The organism is Streptomyces sp. NPDC048436 (assembly GCF_043200355.1).
Classification (GTDB): Bacteria; Actinomycetota; Actinomycetes; order Streptomycetales; family Streptomycetaceae; genus Streptomyces.
On sequence record NZ_JBICXP010000002.1, the window covers coordinates 877,560 to 897,556 of the forward strand.

General features: G+C 70.4%; 21 protein-coding genes and 1 pseudogene. 13 read left to right on the forward strand and 9 right to left on the reverse strand.

Annotated features, from left to right (window positions below):
• The first annotated feature begins 9 nt into the window (after positions 1 to 9).
• Both dhaL and ACGFX9_RS10385 read left to right on the forward strand, forming a co-directional pair.
• Positions 10 to 615 carry a dihydroxyacetone kinase subunit DhaL gene (dhaL, locus tag ACGFX9_RS10380; protein WP_393467814.1) on the forward strand — a complete coding sequence of 202 codons (606 nt, stop codon included), beginning with the start codon at positions 10 to 12 and terminating at the stop codon, positions 613 to 615.
• A complete protein-coding gene (locus ACGFX9_RS10385) occupies positions 612 to 1,022 on the forward strand; it encodes a PTS-dependent dihydroxyacetone kinase phosphotransferase subunit DhaM (protein ID WP_393467818.1) in 411 nt (136 codons plus the stop codon). The genes dhaL and ACGFX9_RS10385 overlap by 4 nt, the downstream gene beginning before the upstream one ends.
• 33 nt (positions 1,023 to 1,055) lie before the next feature.
• Here the strand turns inward: ACGFX9_RS10385 and ACGFX9_RS10390 are convergent, their stop codons facing one another.
• The gene (locus tag ACGFX9_RS10390) at positions 1,056 to 1,787 is read right to left on the reverse strand and encodes a glycoside hydrolase family 75 protein (protein ID WP_393467820.1); all 732 of its coding nucleotides are present in this window, start codon (positions 1,785 to 1,787) and stop codon (positions 1,056 to 1,058) included.
• A 215-nt stretch (positions 1,788 to 2,002) separates the two neighbouring features.
• Here ACGFX9_RS10390 and ACGFX9_RS10395 point away from each other — a divergent pair, with 215 nt between their 5' ends.
• Together ACGFX9_RS10395 and ACGFX9_RS10400 are read left to right on the forward strand one after the other, a co-directional pair.
• Positions 2,003 to 3,028 carry a fibronectin type III domain-containing protein gene (locus tag ACGFX9_RS10395; RefSeq protein ID WP_393467826.1) on the forward strand — a complete coding sequence of 342 codons (1,026 nt, stop codon included), beginning with the start codon at positions 2,003 to 2,005 and terminating at the stop codon, positions 3,026 to 3,028.
• Between the two features lie 171 nt (positions 3,029 to 3,199).
• Positions 3,200 to 3,706 (forward strand): hypothetical protein, encoded by a 507-nt coding sequence (locus ACGFX9_RS10400; RefSeq protein WP_393467831.1) that lies wholly within the window; start codon positions 3,200 to 3,202, stop codon positions 3,704 to 3,706.
• 238 nt (positions 3,707 to 3,944) lie between these two features.
• Here ACGFX9_RS10400 and ACGFX9_RS10405 read toward each other — a convergent pair whose 3' ends face one another.
• Both ACGFX9_RS10405 and ACGFX9_RS10410 read right to left on the reverse strand, forming a co-directional pair.
• Complete coding sequence (locus ACGFX9_RS10405) at positions 3,945 to 4,487, reverse strand: PadR family transcriptional regulator (RefSeq protein WP_393467834.1); 543 nt, start codon at positions 4,485 to 4,487, stop codon at positions 3,945 to 3,947.
• Between the two features lie 42 nt (positions 4,488 to 4,529).
• The gene (locus ACGFX9_RS10410) at positions 4,530 to 6,551 is read right to left on the reverse strand and encodes an FAD-dependent oxidoreductase (RefSeq protein WP_393467837.1); all 2,022 of its coding nucleotides are present in this window, start codon (positions 6,549 to 6,551) and stop codon (positions 4,530 to 4,532) included.
• 289 nt (positions 6,552 to 6,840) lie between these two features.
• On the opposite strand from ACGFX9_RS10410, the gene ACGFX9_RS10415 reads away from it, so the two are divergent.
• Positions 6,841 to 7,386 carry a methylated-DNA--[protein]-cysteine S-methyltransferase gene (locus ACGFX9_RS10415; RefSeq protein WP_393467839.1) on the forward strand — a complete coding sequence of 182 codons (546 nt, stop codon included), beginning with the start codon at positions 6,841 to 6,843 and terminating at the stop codon, positions 7,384 to 7,386.
• Between the two features lie 23 nt (positions 7,387 to 7,409).
• Here the strand turns inward: ACGFX9_RS10415 and ACGFX9_RS10420 are convergent, their stop codons facing one another.
• Together ACGFX9_RS10420 and ACGFX9_RS10425 are read right to left on the reverse strand one after the other, a co-directional pair.
• Positions 7,410 to 8,021 (reverse strand): dihydrofolate reductase family protein, encoded by a 612-nt coding sequence (locus ACGFX9_RS10420; RefSeq protein ID WP_393467842.1) that lies wholly within the window; start codon positions 8,019 to 8,021, stop codon positions 7,410 to 7,412.
• Positions 8,018 to 8,884 (reverse strand): metalloregulator ArsR/SmtB family transcription factor, encoded by an 867-nt coding sequence (locus tag ACGFX9_RS10425; protein ID WP_393467845.1) that lies wholly within the window; start codon positions 8,882 to 8,884, stop codon positions 8,018 to 8,020. Before ACGFX9_RS10425 ends, ACGFX9_RS10420 begins: the two co-directional genes overlap by 4 nt.
• A gap of 211 nt (positions 8,885 to 9,095) precedes the next feature.
• Here ACGFX9_RS10425 and ACGFX9_RS10430 point away from each other — a divergent pair, with 211 nt between their 5' ends.
• Positions 9,096 to 9,500: a hypothetical protein gene (locus ACGFX9_RS10430; protein WP_393467848.1), complete on the forward strand. Its 405-nt coding sequence runs from the start codon at positions 9,096 to 9,098 to the stop codon at positions 9,498 to 9,500.
• 113 nt (positions 9,501 to 9,613) lie between these two features.
• Here the strand turns inward: ACGFX9_RS10430 and ACGFX9_RS10435 are convergent, their stop codons facing one another.
• The 3 genes from ACGFX9_RS10435 to ACGFX9_RS10445 all read right to left on the reverse strand — a co-directional run bounded on the left by ACGFX9_RS10435 (position 9,614) and on the right by ACGFX9_RS10445 (position 11,572).
• Positions 9,614 to 10,390 (reverse strand): SDR family NAD(P)-dependent oxidoreductase, encoded by a 777-nt coding sequence (locus ACGFX9_RS10435; RefSeq protein ID WP_393467851.1) that lies wholly within the window; start codon positions 10,388 to 10,390, stop codon positions 9,614 to 9,616.
• Positions 10,391 to 10,426: 36 nt separating this feature from the next.
• Complete coding sequence (locus ACGFX9_RS10440) at positions 10,427 to 11,185, reverse strand: SDR family NAD(P)-dependent oxidoreductase (protein ID WP_393467853.1); 759 nt, start codon at positions 11,183 to 11,185, stop codon at positions 10,427 to 10,429.
• Between the two features lie 120 nt (positions 11,186 to 11,305).
• Positions 11,306 to 11,572, reverse strand: a complete 267-nt coding sequence (locus ACGFX9_RS10445; protein ID WP_393467859.1) for an Atu4866 domain-containing protein — start codon at positions 11,570 to 11,572, stop codon at positions 11,306 to 11,308.
• A 139-nt stretch (positions 11,573 to 11,711) separates the two neighbouring features.
• Between ACGFX9_RS10445 and ACGFX9_RS10450 the strand changes: the two genes are divergently transcribed.
• Positions 11,712 to 12,593: a helix-turn-helix domain-containing protein gene (locus tag ACGFX9_RS10450; protein ID WP_393467862.1), complete on the forward strand. Its 882-nt coding sequence runs from the start codon at positions 11,712 to 11,714 to the stop codon at positions 12,591 to 12,593.
• A gap of 45 nt (positions 12,594 to 12,638) precedes the next feature.
• Positions 12,639 to 13,007, forward strand: a pseudogene (locus ACGFX9_RS10455) (recombinase family protein); the annotation flags it as partial.
• Positions 13,008 to 13,054: 47 nt separating this feature from the next.
• Here ACGFX9_RS10455 and ACGFX9_RS10460 read toward each other — a convergent pair.
• Positions 13,055 to 13,825, reverse strand: coding sequence for an IclR family transcriptional regulator (locus ACGFX9_RS10460; protein WP_393467865.1), 771 nt, complete (start codon positions 13,823 to 13,825; stop codon positions 13,055 to 13,057).
• Between the two features lie 242 nt (positions 13,826 to 14,067).
• Here ACGFX9_RS10460 and ACGFX9_RS10465 point away from each other — a divergent pair, with 242 nt between their 5' ends.
• From ACGFX9_RS10465 to mmsA, 5 genes are all read left to right on the forward strand, one after another.
• On the forward strand, positions 14,068 to 15,228 hold the full coding sequence (locus ACGFX9_RS10465; protein WP_393467868.1) for a mandelate racemase/muconate lactonizing enzyme family protein: 1,161 nt from the start codon (positions 14,068 to 14,070) through the stop codon (positions 15,226 to 15,228).
• Positions 15,225 to 16,244 (forward strand): zinc-binding dehydrogenase, encoded by a 1,020-nt coding sequence (locus tag ACGFX9_RS10470; RefSeq protein WP_393467871.1) that lies wholly within the window; start codon positions 15,225 to 15,227, stop codon positions 16,242 to 16,244. The genes ACGFX9_RS10465 and ACGFX9_RS10470 overlap by 4 nt, the downstream gene beginning before the upstream one ends.
• A 98-nt stretch (positions 16,245 to 16,342) precedes the next feature.
• Complete coding sequence (locus ACGFX9_RS10475; protein ID WP_393467874.1) at positions 16,343 to 17,311, forward strand: hypothetical protein; 969 nt, start codon at positions 16,343 to 16,345, stop codon at positions 17,309 to 17,311.
• A gap of 3 nt (positions 17,312 to 17,314) precedes the next feature.
• Positions 17,315 to 18,436 (forward strand): multiple monosaccharide ABC transporter substrate-binding protein, encoded by a 1,122-nt coding sequence (gene chvE / locus ACGFX9_RS10480; protein ID WP_393467877.1) that lies wholly within the window; start codon positions 17,315 to 17,317, stop codon positions 18,434 to 18,436.
• A 17-nt stretch (positions 18,437 to 18,453) separates the two neighbouring features.
• Positions 18,454 to 19,992, forward strand: a complete 1,539-nt coding sequence (mmsA, locus tag ACGFX9_RS10485) for a multiple monosaccharide ABC transporter ATP-binding protein (protein WP_393468347.1) — start codon at positions 18,454 to 18,456, stop codon at positions 19,990 to 19,992.
• Positions 19,993 to 19,997 lie beyond the last annotated feature (5 nt).

Here is a 19,997-nt window from a genome sequence, read left to right on the forward strand (position 1 = left end):
GGAGTTTCCGTGCTCGACGCCGCATTCTTCCGTCACTGGCTGACCTCGGCCGCCGCACTCGTCGACCGGGAGGCGCAGCGGCTCACCGAGCTCGACTCGCCGATCGGCGACGCCGACCACGGCAGCAATCTGCAGCGCGGGTTCGCCGCCGTGGTCACTGTTCTGGAGAAGGAAGCACCTGCCACTCCGGGGGCCGTACTCACCCTGGCGGGGCGGCAGTTGATCTCGACGGTGGGAGGCGCGTCGGGGCCGCTGTACGGGACGCTGCTCCGGCGGACCGGCAAGGCTCTCGGTGACGCCGCCGAGGTCAGCGAGCAGGAGTTCGCCGACGCGCTGCGCACCGGCGTCGACGCGGTGAGCGCGCTCGGCGGGGCCGCGCCCGGCGACAAGACCATGCTGGACGCCCTGGCTCCGGCGGTCGACGCGCTCGCGGAGTCGTTCGGCGCGGCGCGCGACGCCGCCAACGAGGGCGCCCTGGCGACGACACCTCTGCAGGCGCGCAAGGGCCGGGCCAGTTATTTGGGTGAGCGCAGCATCGGGCACCAGGATCCCGGAGCGACCTCGTCGGCGCTCCTCTTCGATGCCCTGGCGCAGACCGCGGAGGCCGGCCGGTGAGTGACGACAAGCAGGTCGGCATCGTCCTCGTCTCGCACAGCGGTCCCGTCGCCGAAGCCGTCGCCGCACTGGCCACGGGGCTCGCGGGCGGCACGTCGACCGCGCCCGTGGCCGCCGCGGGCGGCACCGAGGACGGCGGCATCGGCACCAGCTCGGAGCTCATCGCGGCTGCCGCCGCGAAGGTGGACCGCGGCGCGGGCATCGCGATCCTGATGGATCTGGGCAGCGCGGTGCTCACCGTGAAGGCGCTGCTCGCCGAGGGCGACGAGCTCCCGGAGGGCTCCCGGCTGGTGGACGCCCCGTTCGTGGAGGGCGCGATCGCGGCGGTGGTGACCGCTTCGGCCGGCGGCGACCTCGACGCGGTGGAGGCCGCGGCGGCGGAGGCGTACACCTATCGGAAGGTCTGAACCGAAAGGTCTGAACCGGGGCCGCCCCCATCGTCAGTTCTGCTGGACGAACTGCCGGGCCAGTGCGTCGCCTTGGGCGACCGCGGCCTGGTGGCTTTCGATGGGGGTCGCCTTGGGGCCCGTGAAGACGATGTAGGTGACGCCCGCGTCGGTGCCCCCGGTCTTGGGGTCGGGGCGGATACCCAGGGCCTTCGCCGACGCGTACGACGCCTCGCCGATGAGGTCGGTGGGGCCGGTGTCGCCGACGACGGCGTACAGGACCTTGTCCTGGTAGATCACGGCGGCCACCGAGCCTCCCGTGATGCCGTGCGCCGTGTGGTTCCAGCGTTGGCTCGGTCCGGGCACGACGATGTACGGGAGGTGCTCCGCGCTCAGTTGGCGGCCCTGGGAGTCCTGGAACGCGGTGGTGGGGAGGAACAGCGGGTCCGTGCGGCGGTTGCAGGCCGTGCCCGGCAGGCCGTCGCAGTCGATGTCCATGTCGGCCTGCCAGAACACGGCGCCGTTTCCTCCGCAGACAGGGATGTCCTCGCGCGCTCCGTCGTCGATTCGGTACTTGCCCCGGGACACCTGTTTACAGGGTTCGCGGGCCTTGGCGAGGAGCGCCGCGGCCGTGACGGAGCCTTCGTGGATGCCTGAACTCCCGCTGATCTGAACCGACTTGCGGTGCGGGTCGACGAGTTGAGGGTGGGCATCGGCGGGCAGCGAGGCGGGGGCGAGCAGGCCGGCTCCGGCAGCGACGGCGAGCGCCGCCTTTCTGGTACGCACTGTGGAATACCTTCCCTGGGTGGAACTGGCGCCTTGTCGGGTGTGCGGAGGCGGGGTGGGCCGATCGCACGGGACCAGACATCCCAATCTGTCCCGGGTCGTACACCCCCGGCCGCCACTCGGGGTCCGGACGGCGCACGCGTGCCTCTTGATGTGCACCCGACACCATTGTCAAATAGGTCCGGACCAATGCCGCCCGAGTGGAAGGCACGACCGTGCGACGGACCCCCCACCTGTCCACCCCTCCCCCCTTCCGCCTCACCGCCCTCCTTGCCGCCACCGCCTGCGCCCTCACCGCCTGCGCCTGGGGCGGCGATCAGAACGCGAAGGACGTCCGGCCGCCGACCGCCCCCAGAGGCGTCACCGTCCAGGCGGGCAGCGCCACCACCGCCCACGTGATGTGGAACCAGGCCACGGACGACACCGAAGTCACCGGCTACGACGTGTACCGCGGCGCCACCAGGGTCAAGCGCGTGCCGGGCGGCAAGCACATGGTGGACGTCGTCGGCTTGAAGCCGTCCACGGAGTACACCTTCACCGTGCGCGCCCGCGACGCCGCGGGGAACGTCGGCCCGGCAGGCAAGAAACTGACGGTGACCACGCCCGCCGCTGCCGCCGCGGACCGCGAGCCGCCGTCCCGCCCCGGTGCGGCGCGGGGCACGGCCGAGGGGGCCCGGGCGGTGACGTTGTCCTGGGGTGCTTCTACGGATGACCAGGGCGTCGCCTCGTACGAGATCTACCAGGGCACCTCGAAGATCCACAGTGTCGGCCGGGGTGAGCGGACGACGCTGATCACGGGATTGCGGCCGGGCACCAGCTACTCGTTCACCGTCAAGGCGCGTGACGCGGCCGACAACTTCTCCCCCGCGAGCCGCGCTGTCCGCCTCACCACCAAGGCGGACAGCGGCGGCAAGGACGGCGCGAGCGGCGCTGCGGGCACGGCACCGGCGGGCTTTCACGCGGCGACGCACCGCGCCGACGGGGCGTACTACATCGACCTGTCGTGGACGCCGCCGCACACCGGGGGCGCCGTCTCGGAGTACCAGATCCACCTCGACGGCAGGACCGCCACCTCGCTGGTCTTCGGCGGTACGGCGCCTCGCGGGAAGGCCACGCACAGCTTCTACGTGGGCAAGGAGCCGGGCGCCGCGCACCGGGTCAAGCTGCGGGCCAAGCTGCCGGACGGGACGTGGGGCGCCTACTCCCCCGAACGGGCGGTCACCACCGGCCGGTCCTCATGACGCGCGGTCAGCTGTGGGGCCGTCCGAAGGATTCCGTCACCTGCCCGGTCGCAGTCCGCATGCGGTCCGGGCCGATGCCACGTTGGCTCGTCGTCAGGTAGCACGGGCGCTCCCCGACCCCCTGGCGGCGCATGGGATGTACCGCCTCCCGTGTCACCGGAGGGCACCTTCATGCGCACTACTCAGATATTCGTCCGCTCCGGCCTCACCATCGCTGCCGCCGCCGCGCTTCCGCTGGCACTGACCGCTCCCTCGGCGTACGCCGGCTCAGGGATCTCGGTCACCGCCAGGGGATCGACCGTCACGGTCACCACGATGGCCTGCCCCGACGGGGGCGACGCCGCGCTGATGAGCAACGGCAACGCCAGCTTCGCCCAGGGGCGGCAGATGCCCCTGACGAACGGCAGCGCCTCCTGGCAGAACGTCAGCCCCGGCACCCATACGGTGGCGGTGGTCTGCGATGACGGTACGGCGGCCGGTTCCCAGACGGTCACCGTCGGCGCCACGCCGACCACCTCATCGACGGCCGCCCCGCGCGGCGTCCGGGGCGGTCTCGGCGGCGGAACCGAGGAATGGGGCACCGTCACCCTCGTCGCGGGCGGGGCCCTCGTGGCTCTGGCCGCGGCCGGCGGCGGCGCCTGGTACCTGCGCCGCCGCAACGCACCGCACCGGCTCTGATCTCATCCAGGGCCACGAACGACGGCGGCTGCCGCCGGACCGACGCGCGTCGGTCCGGCGGGCGCCCCCGGGGGCCCAGGGCCCCCGCCCCCCGCCGGGGGGAGGGCCACGGGGGCGGCCCCCCCCACCCCACCGTCCGCCCGACCCCCCCCCCGCCCGGGGCGGCCGCGCCCCCCCCCCGGGCCCCCCCCCCCCCCCCCCCCCCCCGTTCACAGAGTCCGCAGGCCGTCGGCGGGGATCAGTCCTTCGGGGGCGCCCCCAGCTCCTCCAGTGTCCGCTCGAGCCACTGCGTCCAGAACGTCTCCAGGTCGATCCCGGCCCGCAGCACCACATGCCGCAGCCGGTCCTGAACCGCGTCCTTGCCCGGCGGGAAGTCCCGCTCCTCGATCTCCTCGTACTCGGCCAACTGCCGCCGGTGGAGGGTGAGATGGCGGCGCAGGTCCGCCTCGATGCCGTCCGTGCCGACGACCGCCGCCGCCCGCAGGCGCAGCAGCATCGTGTCCCGCATGGGCTTGGGGTCCTGGCTTGCGGCCGTCCAGCGGGCCAGCTCGGCCCGGCCCGCCGGCAGCACCTCGTACTCCTTCTTCTGCCCTCGGGTCGCCTGCTGCTGCTCCAGCGCGCGAATGGCCCCGTCCCGCTCCAGTTTCCCCAGCTCGCGGTAGATCTGCTGGTGCGTGGCCGACCAGAAGTAGCCGATCGACTTGTCGAACCTGCGGGTCAGCTCGAGCCCTGACGAAGGCTTCTCCAGGAGGGCGGTGAGGATCGCGTGCGGCAGTGACATGGCGGCCATCCTAGGTACGGCGCCCGGAGCGGGCGCCCGGGGTCACAGCGCCGCGGCCAGCTCCGTGCCCTGCTTGATGGCACGCTTGGCGTCCAGCTCGGCCGCCACGTCCGCGCCCCCGATGAGGTGCGCGTTGTGCCCGCCTGCAAGGAGCTCCTCGTACAGGTCGCGGCGCGGGTCCTGTCCTGAGCAGAGGACGACCGTGTCGACGGGGATGACCGTGGACTGTCCGTCGACCGTGATGTGCAGGCCCGCGTCGTCGATCAGGTCGTAGCTCGCGCCCGCGACCATCGTGACGCCGCGGTGGCGCAGTTCGGTGCGGTGGATCCAGCCGGTGGTCTTGCCGAGGCCCTGGCCGACCTTGGACGTCTTGCGCTGCAGGAGGTGCACGGTGCGCGGCGGGGTGGGGCGGTCGGGTGCGGTGAGGCCGCCGCGGTCCTTGTACTCCATGTCGACGCCCCACTGGCGGAAGTACGTCGCCGGGTCGAGGCTCGCCTTGTCGCCGCTGTCGGTGAGGTACTCGGCGACGTCGAAGCCGATGCCGCCCGCGCCGATGATGGCGACGCGCTCCCCCACGGGCGCACTGTCGCGCAGCACGTCGAGGTAGCCGACCACGCTGGGGTGGTCGATGCCGGGGATCTCGGGGGTGCGGGGGGTCACTCCGGTGGCGACGACCACTTCGTCGTACGCGGCTGCGGCGAGGTCCTTGGCGGTGGCGCGGGTGTTCAACTTGACGTCCACGCCGTGGAGTTCGAGCTGGGTGCGGAAGTAGCGCAGCGTCTCGTCGAACTCCTCCTTGCCGGGCACCTTGCGGGCGACGTTGAGCTGGCCGCCGATCTCGGAGGCCGCGTCGATGAGCGTGACGTCGTGGCCGCGCTCGGCCGCCGAGACCGCGAAGGCGAGTCCGGCCGGGCCCGCGCCGACGACGGCGACGCGCTTCTTGGTGCGGGTCGGCGCGAGGACGAGCTCGGTCTCGTGGCAGGCGCGCGGGTTCACCAGGCAGGAGGTGATCTGCAGGTTGAAGGTGTGGTCGAGGCAGGCCTGGTTGCAGCCGATGCAGGTGTTGATGGCGTCGGACTGCTCGGCCTTCGCCTTGGCGACGAAGTCCGGGTCGGCGAGGAGCGGGCGGGCCAGGGACACCATGTCGGCGGCGCCCTCGGCGAGCAACTGCTCGGCGATCTCCGGGGTGTTGATGCGGTTGGTGGTGACGAGCGGTACGGAGACCTCGCCCATGACCTTCTTCGTGACGAAGGTGTAGGCGCCGCGCGGCACCGACGTCGCGATGGTGGGGATGCGCGCCTCGTGCCAGCCGATGCCGGTGTTGATGATGGTGGCGCCCGCGGCCTCGATCTCCTTGGCGAGGTGGACGACCTCTTCGAGGGTCGAGCCGCCGGGGACGAGGTCCAGCATGGAGAGGCGGTAGATGATGATGAACTCTGCGCCGACCCGCTCGCGTATGCGCCGGACGATCTCGACGGGGAAGCGGATGCGGTTCTCGTAGGCGCCGCCCCAGCGGTCCTCGCGCTGGTTGGTGGGGGCCGCGATGAACTCGTTGATCAAGTAGCCCTCGGAGCCCATGACTTCGACGCCGTCGTAGCCCGCGAGCTTGGCGAGCTCGGCGGCGCGCACGAAGTCCTCGACGGTCTGCTCGACCTCGTCGTCCGTCAGGGCGCGGGGCACGAAGGGGCTGATCGGCGCCTTGATGGCGCTGGGCGCGACGAGGCCCTCGTGGTAGGCGTACCTGCCGAAGTGGAGGATCTGCATGGCGATCTTGCCGCCCTCGGCGTGCACGGCCGCCGTGATGCCCGCGTGCTCCTTGGCCTCCGCCTCGGTGGTCAGCTTGGCGCCGCCGCCCCAGGGCCTGCCGAGCTCGTTCGGGGCGATACCGCCGGTCACGATGAGGCCGACACCGCCGCGGGCACGGGTCGCGTAGAACTCCGCCATCCGCTCGAAACCGTTCGGCGCCTCTTCCAGGCCGACGTGCATGGACCCCATCAGGACCCGGTTGGGCAGGGTGGTGAAGCCCAGGTCGAGCGGGTTCAGCAGGTTCGGGTAGCGGGACATGCGGGCCCTCCGTACGCGGTGTGTCGTCAGGACAGTTCTAGACGACGCGCCACCCGTTGTGCAACTAGTTGCATAAAGCGCGAGGCAGGGACGCCGACCCGGGACCCCACCAGGCGGATACCCTGGCCTCGCCCGTCCCCGGCCCGGCATGAGCGCCACGTCCGAAACCCGCCAGCCGCGTGCCCCGCGGCCCCGCAGACTGGTCCCAGTCACCGGGGAGAACGGGGCGGCGAGGAAGCGAAGACCGGCCGCCCGTCAGCCACCCGGGACGGAGGAAAGGGAGCATCTGATGACCAAGGCCACGCCTGACACCATGCCCGACACCATGACCAAGGCCCTCTACACGACCGTCGACAGCCCGCTGGGTGAGCTGTTGCTGGTCGGCGAGGCCTCGGCCACCGCGAACGGCGGCACCGCGCTGGCCTCGCTGTCCACACCGGGGCAGAAGGGCGGCGTCGTCCTCCAGGAGGGGAGCGGCTGGGTGCGCGACGACGAGGCGTTCGCCGTGATCGCGGGCCAGCTGCGCGCCTACTTCGACGGGACGCTCACGCACTTCGACATCGAGTACGTGAGCGGCGTCGGCACCGACTTCCAGCAGCGCGTCTGGCAGGCGGTGGACACCGTCCCGTACGGCACGACGACCACGTACGGGAAGCTCGCCGAACAGCTCGGCCTCTCGCGCGCCGCGGTGCGCGCCCTGGGCACGGCGATCGGACGGAACCCGCTGCTCGTCGTCCGCCCCTGCCACCGGATCATCGGCGCCGACGGCTCGCTGACCGGGTACGCGGGCGGCCTGGAGCGCAAGCAGCGGCTCCTCGACCTGGAGTCGGTGTGAGCGTGCGCGTGTGAGGCCGCGCGTCAGCGGACCCGGTCGTAGACGAGAGCCAACGTGCCGTGCTCTCCCGCGCTCTGACTGACGAGCGTCCACTTCCCCGCGGGCAGGCCGTCGTCGAAGAGGCGCGGTCCGTCACCGAGGAAGACCGGGAAGACGGTGATGGCCAGCCGGTCGACCTGGTCGGCGGCGAGCAGCGCCTTGATGACGCTCGCGCTGGAGAGCACGAGAATGTCGCCGCCTTCGGTCGCCTTGAGGTCCGCGACCACCTCGGCGGTCGGCTTGTCGACGATCGTCGTCCGCTCCCACGGCGCGGGCGCCGGTGCCTCGCCGAGAGTGGAGGAGAGCACCACCTTCTCGGCGCCGACGAGCCACTTCGCGAACTCCTCGTCGCGCGGGTCGACGCCTTCCATGCCGATGACGGTGGGCCAGAAACCGAGGAACCCCTCGGCATTGACCCGCCCGAGCAGGGCCGTCGTAGCCGCCTCCAGGAGGCCGGCCATGTGGTCGCGGGCCACGTCGGTGTGGGCGTACGGCATCACCCAGCTCATGTCGAGGGGGTCGCGCCCCGCGTAGTGGCCGTCGAGGGAAAGACTCATGTTGGTGACGACCCTGCGGCCGCCGCTCTGCTCAGTCATTTCGTGCTCCTCGTGTCGGTGTCTTCGGAAAGTGCGTCAGTGCCGGGTGCTTCCGCTGCCAGGGCCGCCGCGAGCTTGTCGAGGCTCTGGCCGAAGCCGATCTCGATCCCCGCGACGAAGTCCGCGGAGTCGACGGTGCTGTCGGTGATCCGCCAGTGGACATCGAGTTCGGTGCCTGTACCGGTGGCCCGGAGGTCGAAGCCGACATGGGCGGTGAAAGCCGCGCCGCCGTCGGGGAGCAGCGGCGAGAGCCGGTAGGCGAGGCGTTCACCGGGGCGTACGTCGTCGACGACGCCCTCCGCGCGGCCGACCGCCGGCTCGGAGCCTTCGGCGTCCTCGGCGTCGCGGTACTCCTGGACGATCCGCCCGCCCTCGCGCGCCTCGAAGACGAGCTCGGAGACGCGGAGATCGTCGGGCGTCCACCAGTGGCCGAGCAGGGAGGTCTCGGTCAGGTGGCGCCACACCAGCTCGGGGCTCCCCGCCAGTGACCGGTGGAAGCTGAACGAACGGCTGTCGGCCCACCCCGGCCCCTCCGCGGCGAGCCGCTCCTTCTGGAGGTTCTGCCCGTACCGGTCATAGGTGGCGTGCGATCCGTCGGCCTGCTCGGCGGTGTCGGCGAGCCCGTTGAGCGCGCCCGCCAGGCCTCTCAGGGGCGCGGCCTTCAGCGCGTAGACGCGGCGCTGCCCCGTGCGCCGGGAGGTGACGATGCCTGCGCGCTCAAGGGTCTGCAGGTGCTTCGTCGTCTGCGGCTGGCGGGCCTCGGCGAGCTGGGCGAGGACCCCGACCGAGCGGGGCCGCTCGGCCAGCAGGCATACGAGCCGCCAGCGGGCCGGGTCGGCCAGGGCGGTGAGGAGTGCGTCCATGCACCCCAGTATTCTCGACAACGAATATTCGTGTCAAAGAATAGTTCGCCCTCCTTCCCGGCCACGGTGGAGTACGTCGCCGATCTGGTGAAGGTCCCGGCCGCCGACTTCGCGGGGGACTGCCGAGTACCACCGCAAGCAGATCCGTGAGGCTCTGGGGTTCCGGCCGTCGACGGCCGCGGACGAGAAGGCGCCGGCCGCGCGGCTGGCCGTGGAGGTCTGTCCGGTCGAGCTGGTCGAGGACCGGCAGCGCGAGGCCACCACCCGCAAGGGCGAGCCGTGGATCACCGTGCCGAGGCTGGAGCCGCTGACCGAGCTCACCAGCCTGGCGGTCCTCAAGGAGGAGGTCGCGCGCCGCTGGGGCGTCCTGGACCTCCTGGACGTGCTGAAGAACGCCGACTTCCTGACCAGTCCCGGCCTGCGCCGCGAGATCCACGGCGGGCTCCAGGTTGTGGAGAACTGGAACAGCGCGAACACCGTGCTCCACTACGGCAAGGACGGCGCCCTGACGGGCCCCGTGGACAAGCGCCTCGACCTGGCGTCAGCCGCCGCAGCCGTGCCCCGCCCCCGCACAGCGGCGGATACGGCCGATCGGTCGGCCGCGCAGACGCGATAGCGGAAAACAGTCCGCCGCGAACCGGGCACCTCCCGGTGACATCATCCGGTGGAAGTGCCGACGACCAGGGCCTGCGGGCCGTGGTCGCCAGATATGTGCTGTCTGACGCGTCGCTAGATTGCGGTGAAACCGCCGTCAGCGGCGACCACGGCTCCCGTGACGAAACTGGAGCGGGGCGAGACGAGGAAGCACAGGACCTCGGCGATCTCCTCGGGCTGCGCCACACGTCCCAGGGGCTGCGCGGCGGCGAAGGACGCCAGGTAGGCGCGGCTGTCGGGGCGGATCGTGTCGAGGAAGTCCGTCTCGATGACGCCCGCGGCCACGAGGTTGGCGCGGATGCCCAGCGGGCCGCCCTCGACGGCGATCACCTTGGTCAGTTGGGCCAGAGCGCCCTTCGACGCACTGTAGGCGACGCCTTCGGGCAGGGCGACGGTGGAGGCGTACGAGCCGGTGCTGACGATGGCGCCGCCGCCGCGGTTCTTCATGGCCCGGAAGGCTTCGCGGGTGCAGAAGAAGGAGCCGCGGGCGTTGACCGCCATCACGGTGTCCCAGTCCTCGGCCGTGGTTTCGGTGACGGGTTTGTTCTGGGTGCGCCCGGCATTGTTCACGAGGATGTCCAGTCCGCCGAAGGCGTCCAGGGCCGTTGCCACCGCGCGTTGGGCGGTCTCCTCATGGGTGATGTCGCCTGTTGTCGTGACGACGCCGGGAAACTCCTCCGCCAGGTTCGTGACGTCGGGGCGGAGATCGAGGGCGACGACCCGGGCGCCGCGGGCGTGGAGGAGCGCCACGGTCTCCCGGCCCACCCCTCGCGCGGCTCCAGTGACGAGGGCGGTCTTCCCAGCGAACTCGGTGGATTCGGATGTTGCGGCGGATGCGGTTGCAGGTGTCATGGTGCGGTCCCTGTGACGTCGTACGGCTGGGTTTGTTCAGTGCGCGGTGAGCCCGCCGTCGACCACCAGCTCCGAGCCGGTGACGAACGAGGAGTCGTCGCAGGCCAGGAAGAGGATCGCGGGTGCGATCTCCTCGGCACGGCCGGCTCGGCGCATGGGGGTGCGTTGGATGTCCGGCTGCTGGTCGCCCTGGTCGTCCAGGAGTTCCTGGATCATCGGTGTGGCGATCACCCCGGGATGCACCGAGTTGATCCGTACTCCCTGCCGGGCGTACTCGACCGCGGCGGTCTTGCTCAACAGGCGCACGGCCCCCTTGGACGCCTGGTAGGCCGCAGCCGCGCCGCTTCCCACCAGGCCGAGTACTGACGACGTATTGATCACCGACGCGTTGCCGCTCGCACGCAGGAGCGGCATCGCCGCCTTCATGCCGAGCCAGGTGCCTTTCTGGTTCACGTCGATGACGCGGTCCCAGGCCTCTTCCCGCGTGTCCTCGATACCCGGCCAGTCCACGATGCCGGCGAGGTTCACGAGGACGTCCAGCGTTCCGAACCGGTCACGTACGACGGTGATCACTTCGTCCCACTCCTGTGCGGAGGAGACATCGAGTCGGGCAGCGACGACCTCCGCGCCAGATGCCCCGATCCGGTGGGACAGGTCCCGCAGGGGGCCTTCGGCGATATCGGTGATCACCAGCCGGGCGCCTTCGCGGGCGAAGAGTTCGGCGGTCGCTGTGCCGAGGCCGCCGGTCGCGCCCGTGATCAGCGCGACCTTGCCGTCAAGTCGTTGTCCTGTCATGGAAATAGTCCTTGATTCTCGTTGCTGCTGGCTGGCTGACTGGCTGCTGTGTCGGGACTTCTTGGTCCGCCGACGGCGAATTCGCCCCCGGTGCCCAGGGCGGCCGTGGCCCGGCCTCCGCTACGACGCCTTCTGCTCCCGGTAGAGCACGAGGTGCTCGTGATGGAGCACTCCGTCCCGGATGTCGCCCGTGGCGGTGAACCCGGTGTCGTCGACGTAGTCCAGGTGGCTGCCGGTCACCGTGTACCGGCCGGTGTAGGCGCTGCGCCGCTCACCGCGGGCTTCGTCGTAGCGGCCATCCGGCAGCAGCTCCTGACGGATGTGACCATCCGCGGTCACCCACATCCCGACCACGTCGACGTGGTCGCCCTCAACGGTCCCGGCCATGGCGGACTCCTCTCCTCCAACGGTGTGGTCCTTCCTGCTCCACCGAGTCTGGGCAGGTCAGCGGCGATCAACCAGGACGCGTGCTGCCTGGGTGCGGCACACCCAGGCAGCACACCGGGCAGCCGCCTAGCCTGAACACATGGACGACAACCACCTGGGAGATTTCCTGCGCACACGCCGCGCCGGTCTGCGGCCGGAGGACGTCGGCATGGCGAGCTACGGGACCCGCAGAGTCGCCGGACTGCGCCGCGAGGAGGTCGCCGTCCTGGCCGGAGTGAACGCCGACTACTACACCCGCCTGGAACAAGGCCGCGAGCGCAACCCCTCACCCCAGGTGGTCGACGCGCTCAGCCACGCGCTGCACCTCGACGCGGACGCCCGCACGCACTTGTACCGGCTGGCCGGGGCCACGCCGAGCGTGCAGTCCTCCGCCCGCGCCGCTGAGCGGGTCAGCCCGGCGCTGCGACAGCTGATGGACGGCTACCCGAACACTCCAGCGTTCGTCATGAGCCGGACCCTGGACCTCCTCGCCGTCAACGCCCTGGCCGATGCCCTCTACGCCCCGTTCGAGCCGGCGGACAACTTGGCCCGCATGACCTTCCTCGACCCCGCGGGCCGCACCTTCTACACGGACTGGGACCGGGCAGCGCAGGCCACCGTCGCCAACCTTCGCGAGGCAACCGGATTCGACCCGGACAACCCACGGCTGCGCGAACTCGTCCACACCCTCACCGAACACAGCCCGGACTTCACCCGCCTCTGGAACGCCCACACCGTGCGCGGCAAGACCCAGGACGCCAAACACCTCCTCCACCCGGACGTCGGCCCCCTCACTCTCACCTACCAGGCGTTCGACGTACGCGAAGCGCCCGGCCAGCAGCTCGTCATCTACCACGCCGAACCAGGCAGCCCCAGCGCGCAGTCCCTCAACCTGCTCGGTTCCCTCCACGCCACCCGGCGCCGGCCCGCCCCCGGCACCACCGCTGATCAGCCGACGCGGCACGGAGATCGGCGGCAGTAGTGGCCCGGTCGGCGGCCGGGGCAGCTCGGTCCAGTCGGATACGCCCGCGCCTCGACCGCCCGGCAGTCCCTCGACGCACAGCTCGAGTCCCTCGCCGAGGCCGGGGTGACGCGGGTCTTCTCGGAGAAGATCTCCACTCGCGCCACGATGCGCCCTGAGCTGAAGGCGAGCGACGTCGGCCTGGAGTTCCTCACCGGGGAGCTCAAGGGCTCGCACGACCCCTCCGGGATCGTGTTCACGGTGCTCGCCGCGATGTCCGGCATGGAGCGCGAGTCGCGACCGCACCCTCGAAGGCCACGAATCCGCCCGCAAGCGTGGCAAGACCATCGGCGGGGCCGGCACCCCTCGGCCGCCACCGTCATGCGGATGCTGCGGGAACACGACGAACAGGCCGCCACGGCGGCGGGCGCGTGATCACCCGGCTGGTTTGCGGCTGGTGTCCGAGTTAGGACACCGGGGCCTTACCGCCCGCCCCGGTGACCAAGGCGCTCCGAAAGGTCACCCGCGCCCTTGGCGGCCAGACCGGCGAGTTCCTGTTCGCGCTGCTCGCTCCAGCGGATCATCGGTACGGAGATGGAGAGCGCCGCGACGACGCGGCCCGCGCTGTCGCGGACCGGGGCCGCCACACAGCTCACGTCCGGGTTGGACTCCCGGTGTTCGGCGGCGACTCCCCGCTCCCGGATATCGGCGAGCGCCGCGAGCAGCTCCTTCGGCTCCGTGATGCTGTTCTGCGTCATCGCCACCAACTCCCGCCCCGCCAGGCGGGTTTCGAGCTCGGACGGCGCCAGCGACGCGAGCAGCATCTTGCCGACCGACGTGCAGTGGGCGGGGAGTTTGCGACCCGCGGCGGAGACCATGCGGACGGCGTGCGTGGAGTCCACCTTGGCGATGTAGATGACGTCCGTGTCCTCAAGGACGGCGACATGGACCGTCTCGTCGCAGGTCTCGGCGACCTCGCGGGCCACCTGCTGACCCTCGGCGGCCAGGTCGAGCTGCTCCGCGTACCGGCTGCCGAGCTGGTAGGCGCGTACACCCAGGCGGTAGCGGCCGCTCTGGTCCGGGATCTGGACAAGGTAGGACCGGGCGGCGAGTGTGGTGAGCAGTTCGTGCACGGTGGTGCGCGGCAGCTGGAGCCTGCGGGTCACCTCGGGGGCGGACAGCGTCCCGTCGCCCTCCAGGAAAAGCTCCAGTATGTCCAGCGCCCTGGTCACCGCAGGCACCAGTCGTCCCATGGTCGGCCTCCCACCCCGTGCGTCCGAAATCGCACCCCTGGATGCGTCCGAAACTTCGGTCAACGATCGATATGACGAACACAGGCTAGACACAGCGACGTTCGCCGCGCAACGGCCTGGAGGTTTCAGTGGGCCCAAGACCGTTTCGCCAGACCCATTGACACCCTGCCGCCTGCCTGAATACGGTCACGCCAACATTTCGAACGTGTGACGAAATACCGAACAACCAAGGGGCAATTGCCTTGCGTATTACGGGAATCAGCACGCATGTGGTGGGAACGCCCTGGCGCAATCTCACCTATGTCCAGGTCCACACCGACGAAGGTCTCACCGGCGTCGGCGAGACCCGCATGCTCGGCCACACCGACGCGCTGCTCGGCTATCTCAGCGAGGCGGCGGCCAACCACATCGTCGGGTCCGATCCGTTCGCGGTCGAGGATCTCGTACGGCGGATGAAGTACGGCGACTACGGCCGGGCCGGCGAGATCGTCATGTCGGGCATCGCCTGCGTGGAGATGGCCTGCTGGGACATCAAGGGCAAGGCGCTCGGTGTGCCGGTCTGGCAGCTGCTCGGCGGGAAGGTCACCGACAAGGTCAAGGCGTACGCGAACGGCTGGTACACCACCGAGCGCACTCCGGAGGCGTACCACAAGGCGGCTCAGGCCGTGGTCGAGCGGGGCTACCGCGCCCTGAAGATCGACCCGTTCGGCACCGGGCACTACGAGCTCGACCAGGCGGGGACCTCGTACGCGGTCTCGCTGATCGAGGCGGTGCGGGACGCGATCGGTCCGGACGCCGAGCTGATGCTGGAGATGCACGGGCGCTTCAGCCCGTCCACGGCGGTGCGCCTGGCCAAGGACCTCGCGCCGTTCAGGCCCGCCTGGCTCGAGGAGCCGGTGCCGCCGGAGAACCTCAAGGCGCTGGAGAAGGTCGCAGCCAAGGTGGACATGCCGATCGCCACCGGCGAGCGCATCCACGACCGGATCGAGTTCCGTGAGCTCTTCGAGTCGCAGGCCGCCGACATCATCCAGCCGGACGTCGGCCACATCGGCGGCATCCTGGAGACGCGGAAGCTGGCCGCGACCGCGGAAACGCACTACATGCTGGTCGCGCCGCACAACGTCGGCGGCTCGGTGCTAACCGCGGCCTCGCTCCAAGTCGCCGCGTGCACGCCCAACTTCAAGATCCTGGAGCACTTCAACGACTTCGCGGACGCGGAGATCAAGAAGGTCGTCAAGGGCGCCCCGCAGGTGGTCGACGGCTACTTCGAGGTGTCCCACGAGCCGGGCCTCGGCGTCGAGCTGGACACGGACGCGGCGGCCGAGTTCCCGCAGCAGCAGGCGCGGTTCGACCTGTGGGCCGAGGGCTGGGAGAAGCGGGCCCCCAAGGCGGCCGGGAAGTGACCACCGACTCGCGCGCGATCGTCGTCGACCGGCCGGGCTCGCACCGGCTCACGGTCGGCGCGCGGCCCGAGCCGGGGCCCGGCGAGGTCCTGGTGCGGGTCGCCGCGGCCGGGATCTGCATGAGCGACCGCGAGGTGTACGACGGTCACCGGGACGCCGCCTATGTGCGCTACCCCGTGATCCCCGGACACGAGTGGTCGGGCACCGTCGAGGCCACCGGCGAGGGCGTCGACCCGGCGCTCACCGGGCAGAAGGTCGTCGCCGAGGGGTTCCGCGCCTGCGGCACCTGCGAGCGCTGCCGTGAGGGCGAGACAAGCCTGTGCGGCGGCGGTTACGCGGAGACCGGGTTCACCGAGCCCGGTGCCTTCGCCGACCATGTGGCCGTCCCCGCACGGCTGTTGCACTTGCTGGCCCCGGACGCGGATCTGGCCGCCGCCGCTCTGCTCGAACCCGCCGCGGTGATCGCGGGCGCGGTGCGGACGGGGCGGCCACGGCCCGGCGAGCGGATCGCGGTGGTCGGCGCGGGCACCCTCGGGATGCTCGCGGTGCAGTTGCTCGCCGCCTCCTCGCCCGGCGAGCTCGTGGTGATCGACCCGCGGGCCGAGCGGGGCCGCCAGGCCCTGGAGTTCGGCGCGAGCGAGAGCCTGACACCGGCCGAGGCGGAGGCGTACCACGGCCGCTTCGACCTGGTGGTGGAGACGGCGGGCGCGCCGGGCACGGCAGCCTCCTCCTGTCTCCTTGCGCGCAGGGGCGGCCGGGTGATCCTCACCGGCATGTTCACGCCCGGCGCGACCGGCATCGACCCGGTGCATCTGTCGCTGAGCCAGCTGGAGGTGCGCAGCGTCTTCGGCGCCCCGTCCTCCGCCTGGTCGGACGCGGTGCGTGCCTTCGGGCTCGGGCTGCTCGACCCGGCACCGCTGATCACGCACGAGTTCCCCCTTGAGCGCTTCGGCGAGGCCGTCGCGCTGGTCGGCGGCGGCGACCCGAAGACCGGGAAGGTGCTGCTGCGCCCCTGACCCACCGGGTGGGCGCGGCCCGTGCCGACGCCCACCCACCGAACCGACCGACGTACGAAATATCGAACACAGCAGAATTCACAGCGTATGGGAGTCCCGTGACCAGCCCGTCAGTACCCCGCCGCCCCGGCGTCGACGCCCTCGCCCGTATCGGGCACCCCGTACCCGCCGTCGACCCGGCCGACGCGTCGCCGCACGCGTTTCCCGACGGCGGCACCTGGCGCACCGAGATCCCCTCCGTGGAAGGTCCCGAAGCGCTCGGCGTCGTCCTCAAGGAGAGCTCGCGGCTCGATGTGCCGATCCACCGGATCAGCCAGGGCAGCGGCATCTGGATGCTCACCGACGACGAGATCACCGAGATGGTGGAGGCCTGCGCCGAACGGGACATCGAGCTCTGCCTGTTCACCGGGCCGCGCGGCACCTGGGACATCGGGGCCGCGACCCGCAGCGACTCGGGCGGCGCCGGACTGCGCTCGCGCGGTCATGACGCGCTCGCCGGATGCGTCGAAGACGCCGTACGCGCCACGGAGTTGGGGGTGCGCTGCCTGCTCGTCGCCGACGAGGGGGTGCTGTGGACGCTGCACCGGCTGCGGGTGGCCGGGGTGCTCCCCGCCGACACCACGTTCAAGTTGTCGGCCCTGATCGGCCCGGTCAACCCGGCCTCGTACGCGGTCTTCGAGCGGCTCGGCGGGGACTCGCTCAACATCCCATCCGACCTCACCCTGGACCACCTCACCGAGATCCGCCGGGCCAGCCGCGCCCCCATGGACCTGTACGTCGAGGCGCCCGACGACCTCGGCGGCTACGTCCGGATGTACGAGGCGGCCGAGCTGATCCGGCGCGGCGCCCCGCTCTACCTCAAGTTCGGCCTGAGCAAGTCCCCCGGCATCTACCCCTACGGCGCCCAGCTGCGCGAGCACACGCTGGCCACCGCCCGGGAGCGGGTCCGACGCGGCCGGCTCGTCCTCGACCTGCTCGCCCGGCACGGAGCGGACGGCGGCATGTCGCCGCTCGGCTCCCGCCTGCCGGGTGAGCTCCAGCGCTTCCCCGTCCCGGAAGGGGACTGACCCATGAGTACCCGCACAGCCAGAAAAGTACGTCTCACCGCCGCCGTTGCCACGGCCGTCCTGCTCGGCTCGCTGACCGCCTGCGGCCAGGAGGCCAAGGGCGGCAGCCGCTACCAGCCTGACGAGGGCAAGGGCAGCACCATCGGCCTCGCGATGCCCACCAAGGCCTCCGAGCGGTGGATAGCCGACGGCAACAACATGGCCAAGCAGTTCAAGAAGGCCGGATACAAGACCGATCTGCAGTACGGCGACAACAAGGTCGAGAACCAGATCGCCCAGCTGGAGAACATGATCACCAAGGGGCGCAGCCTCCTCGTGGTAGCCGCCATCGACGGCTCCGCGCTCAGCGAGGTCCTGCAGCGCGCGCACGACGCGGGCATCCCCGTGATCTCGTACGACCGCCTCATCCTCGGCACGGACAACGTCGATTACTACGCGTCGTTCGACAACGAGCGCGTCGGCCGCCTGCAAGCCCAGTACATCGTCGACAAGCTGAAGCTGGGCAAGCCGGAGAAGGGCGGCGACACGCACAACATAGAGCTGTTCGCGGGTTCGCCGAACGACAACAACACGAAGTACTTCTGGAACGGCGCCATGAAGGTGCTCGAGCCGTACTTCAAGAGCGGCCAGCTCACCGTCCGCAGCAAGCAGACGAAGATGAACCAGGCCACCACTCTGGACTGGGACGGCGGCACCGCGCAGAAGCGCATGGACGACCTGATCAGCAAGAACTACGGCTCGGCGAAGGTCGACGCGGTCCTCTCGCCGTACGACGGGATCTCGATGGGCATCATCTCCGCGCTCAAGAGCGCGGGGTACGGCTCCAAGAGCGAGCCGCTGCCGGTGATCACGGGGCAGGACGCGGAGCTCGCGTCGGTGAAGTCCATCATCCGTGGCGAGCAGACGCAGACGGTGTTCAAGGACACCCGAAAGCTGGCCGCGCGGACGGTGTCCATGGGCGACGCGGTCCTGAACGACAAGAAGCCGAAGGTCAACAACACCAAGGACTACAACAACGGCAAGAAGACCGTGCCGTCCTTCCTCCTCGACCCGGTCAGCGTCGACAAGTCCAACACCCAGCTCCTCATCGACGAGGGCTACTTCAAAGCTGGGCAGCTCAAGTGAGCGGCCCCGTACTGGAGATGCGCGGCATCACCAAGACGTTCCCCGGCGTCAAGGCGCTCTCCGAGGTGAATCTGACCGTCAGAGCCGGGGAGATCCACGCGATCTGCGGCGAGAACGGCGCCGGCAAGTCGACCCTGATGAAGGTCCTCAGCGGCGTTCACGAGCACGGCAGTTACGACGGCGAGATCCACTTCGAGGGCAAGAAGATGGCCTTCAAGGACATCCGCGCCAGCGAGAAACACGGCATCGTGATCATCCATCAGGAGCTGGCGCTCGTCCCGTATCTGTCCATCGCCGAGAACATCTTCCTCGGCAACGAACAGAGCACCCGGGGCTTCATCGACTGGAACGACACGCTGCGCAGGGCGAGCGCGCTGCTCAAGCGGGTCGGTCTGAGCGAGAAGCCGCAGACTCCGGTGGCCGACATCGGCGTGGGCAAGCAGCAGTTGGTGGAGATCGCCAAGGCCCTGTCGAAGGAGGTGAAGCTGCTCATCCTGGACGAGCCGACGGCCTCGCTCAACGACGACGACAGCGCCAAGCTGCTCGACCTCATCCTGGAGCTGCGCGAGCAGGGCATCGCCTGCATCATCATCTCGCACAAGCTGAACGAGATCCGGGCCATCACCGACTCGGTGACGATCCTGCGCGACGGGCAGACCATCGAGACCCTGACGGTCCGTGAGACTCCCACGTCCGAACCGCAGGTGGCCGAGGACCGCATCATTCGCGGCATGGTCGGCCGCGACCTCGACCACCGCTTCCCCGACCGCACTCCCTATGAAGGTCAGGACGCCGGATCCCTCGCCCTGTCCGTTCAGGGCTGGACGGTGCGGCATCCGGTCGACCATCAGCGCAAGGTCGTCGACGACGTGTCGCTGACCGTGCGTCGCGGCGAGATCGTCGGCATCGCGGGCCTGATGGGCGCGGGCCGCACGGAGCTGGCGATGTCCGTCTTCGGGCGTTCGTACGGCTCGTACGTGGCCGGCACGGTGGCCGTCGGCGGGCAAGAGGTCGTGACGAAGACCGTGCCCGCCGCGGTCGACGCCGGAATCGCGTACGTCACCGAGGACCGCAAGCAGTACGGCCTGAACCTCATCGACAACATCAACCGCAACATCTCCCTGGCCTCTCTGCCGGGCATGCGGCGCAAGGACGGCTTCGTCGACGAGCACCATGAACGCTCCGTCGCCGAGCGCTACCGCAAGTCGATGAACATCAAGGCCCCCACCGTCTTCGAGCAGGTGGGGCGGCTCTCCGGCGGCAATCAGCAGAAGGTCGTCCTGAGCAAGTGGATCCACGCCGACCCCGAGGTGCTGATCCTCGACGAGCCGACGCGCGGCATCGACGTCGGTGCCAAGTACGAGATCTACACCGTCATCGACAAGCTGGCGGCCTCGGGCAAGGCGGTGCTCTTCATCTCCTCCGAACTGCCCGAACTGCTCGGGATGTGCGACCGGATCTACACGATGGCCGAGGGCCGGCTGACCGGTGAGGTCGACCGCGCGGACGCCACCCAGGAACTCCTGATGCGCCACATGACCAAGAACAGAAGCTGAGGCAT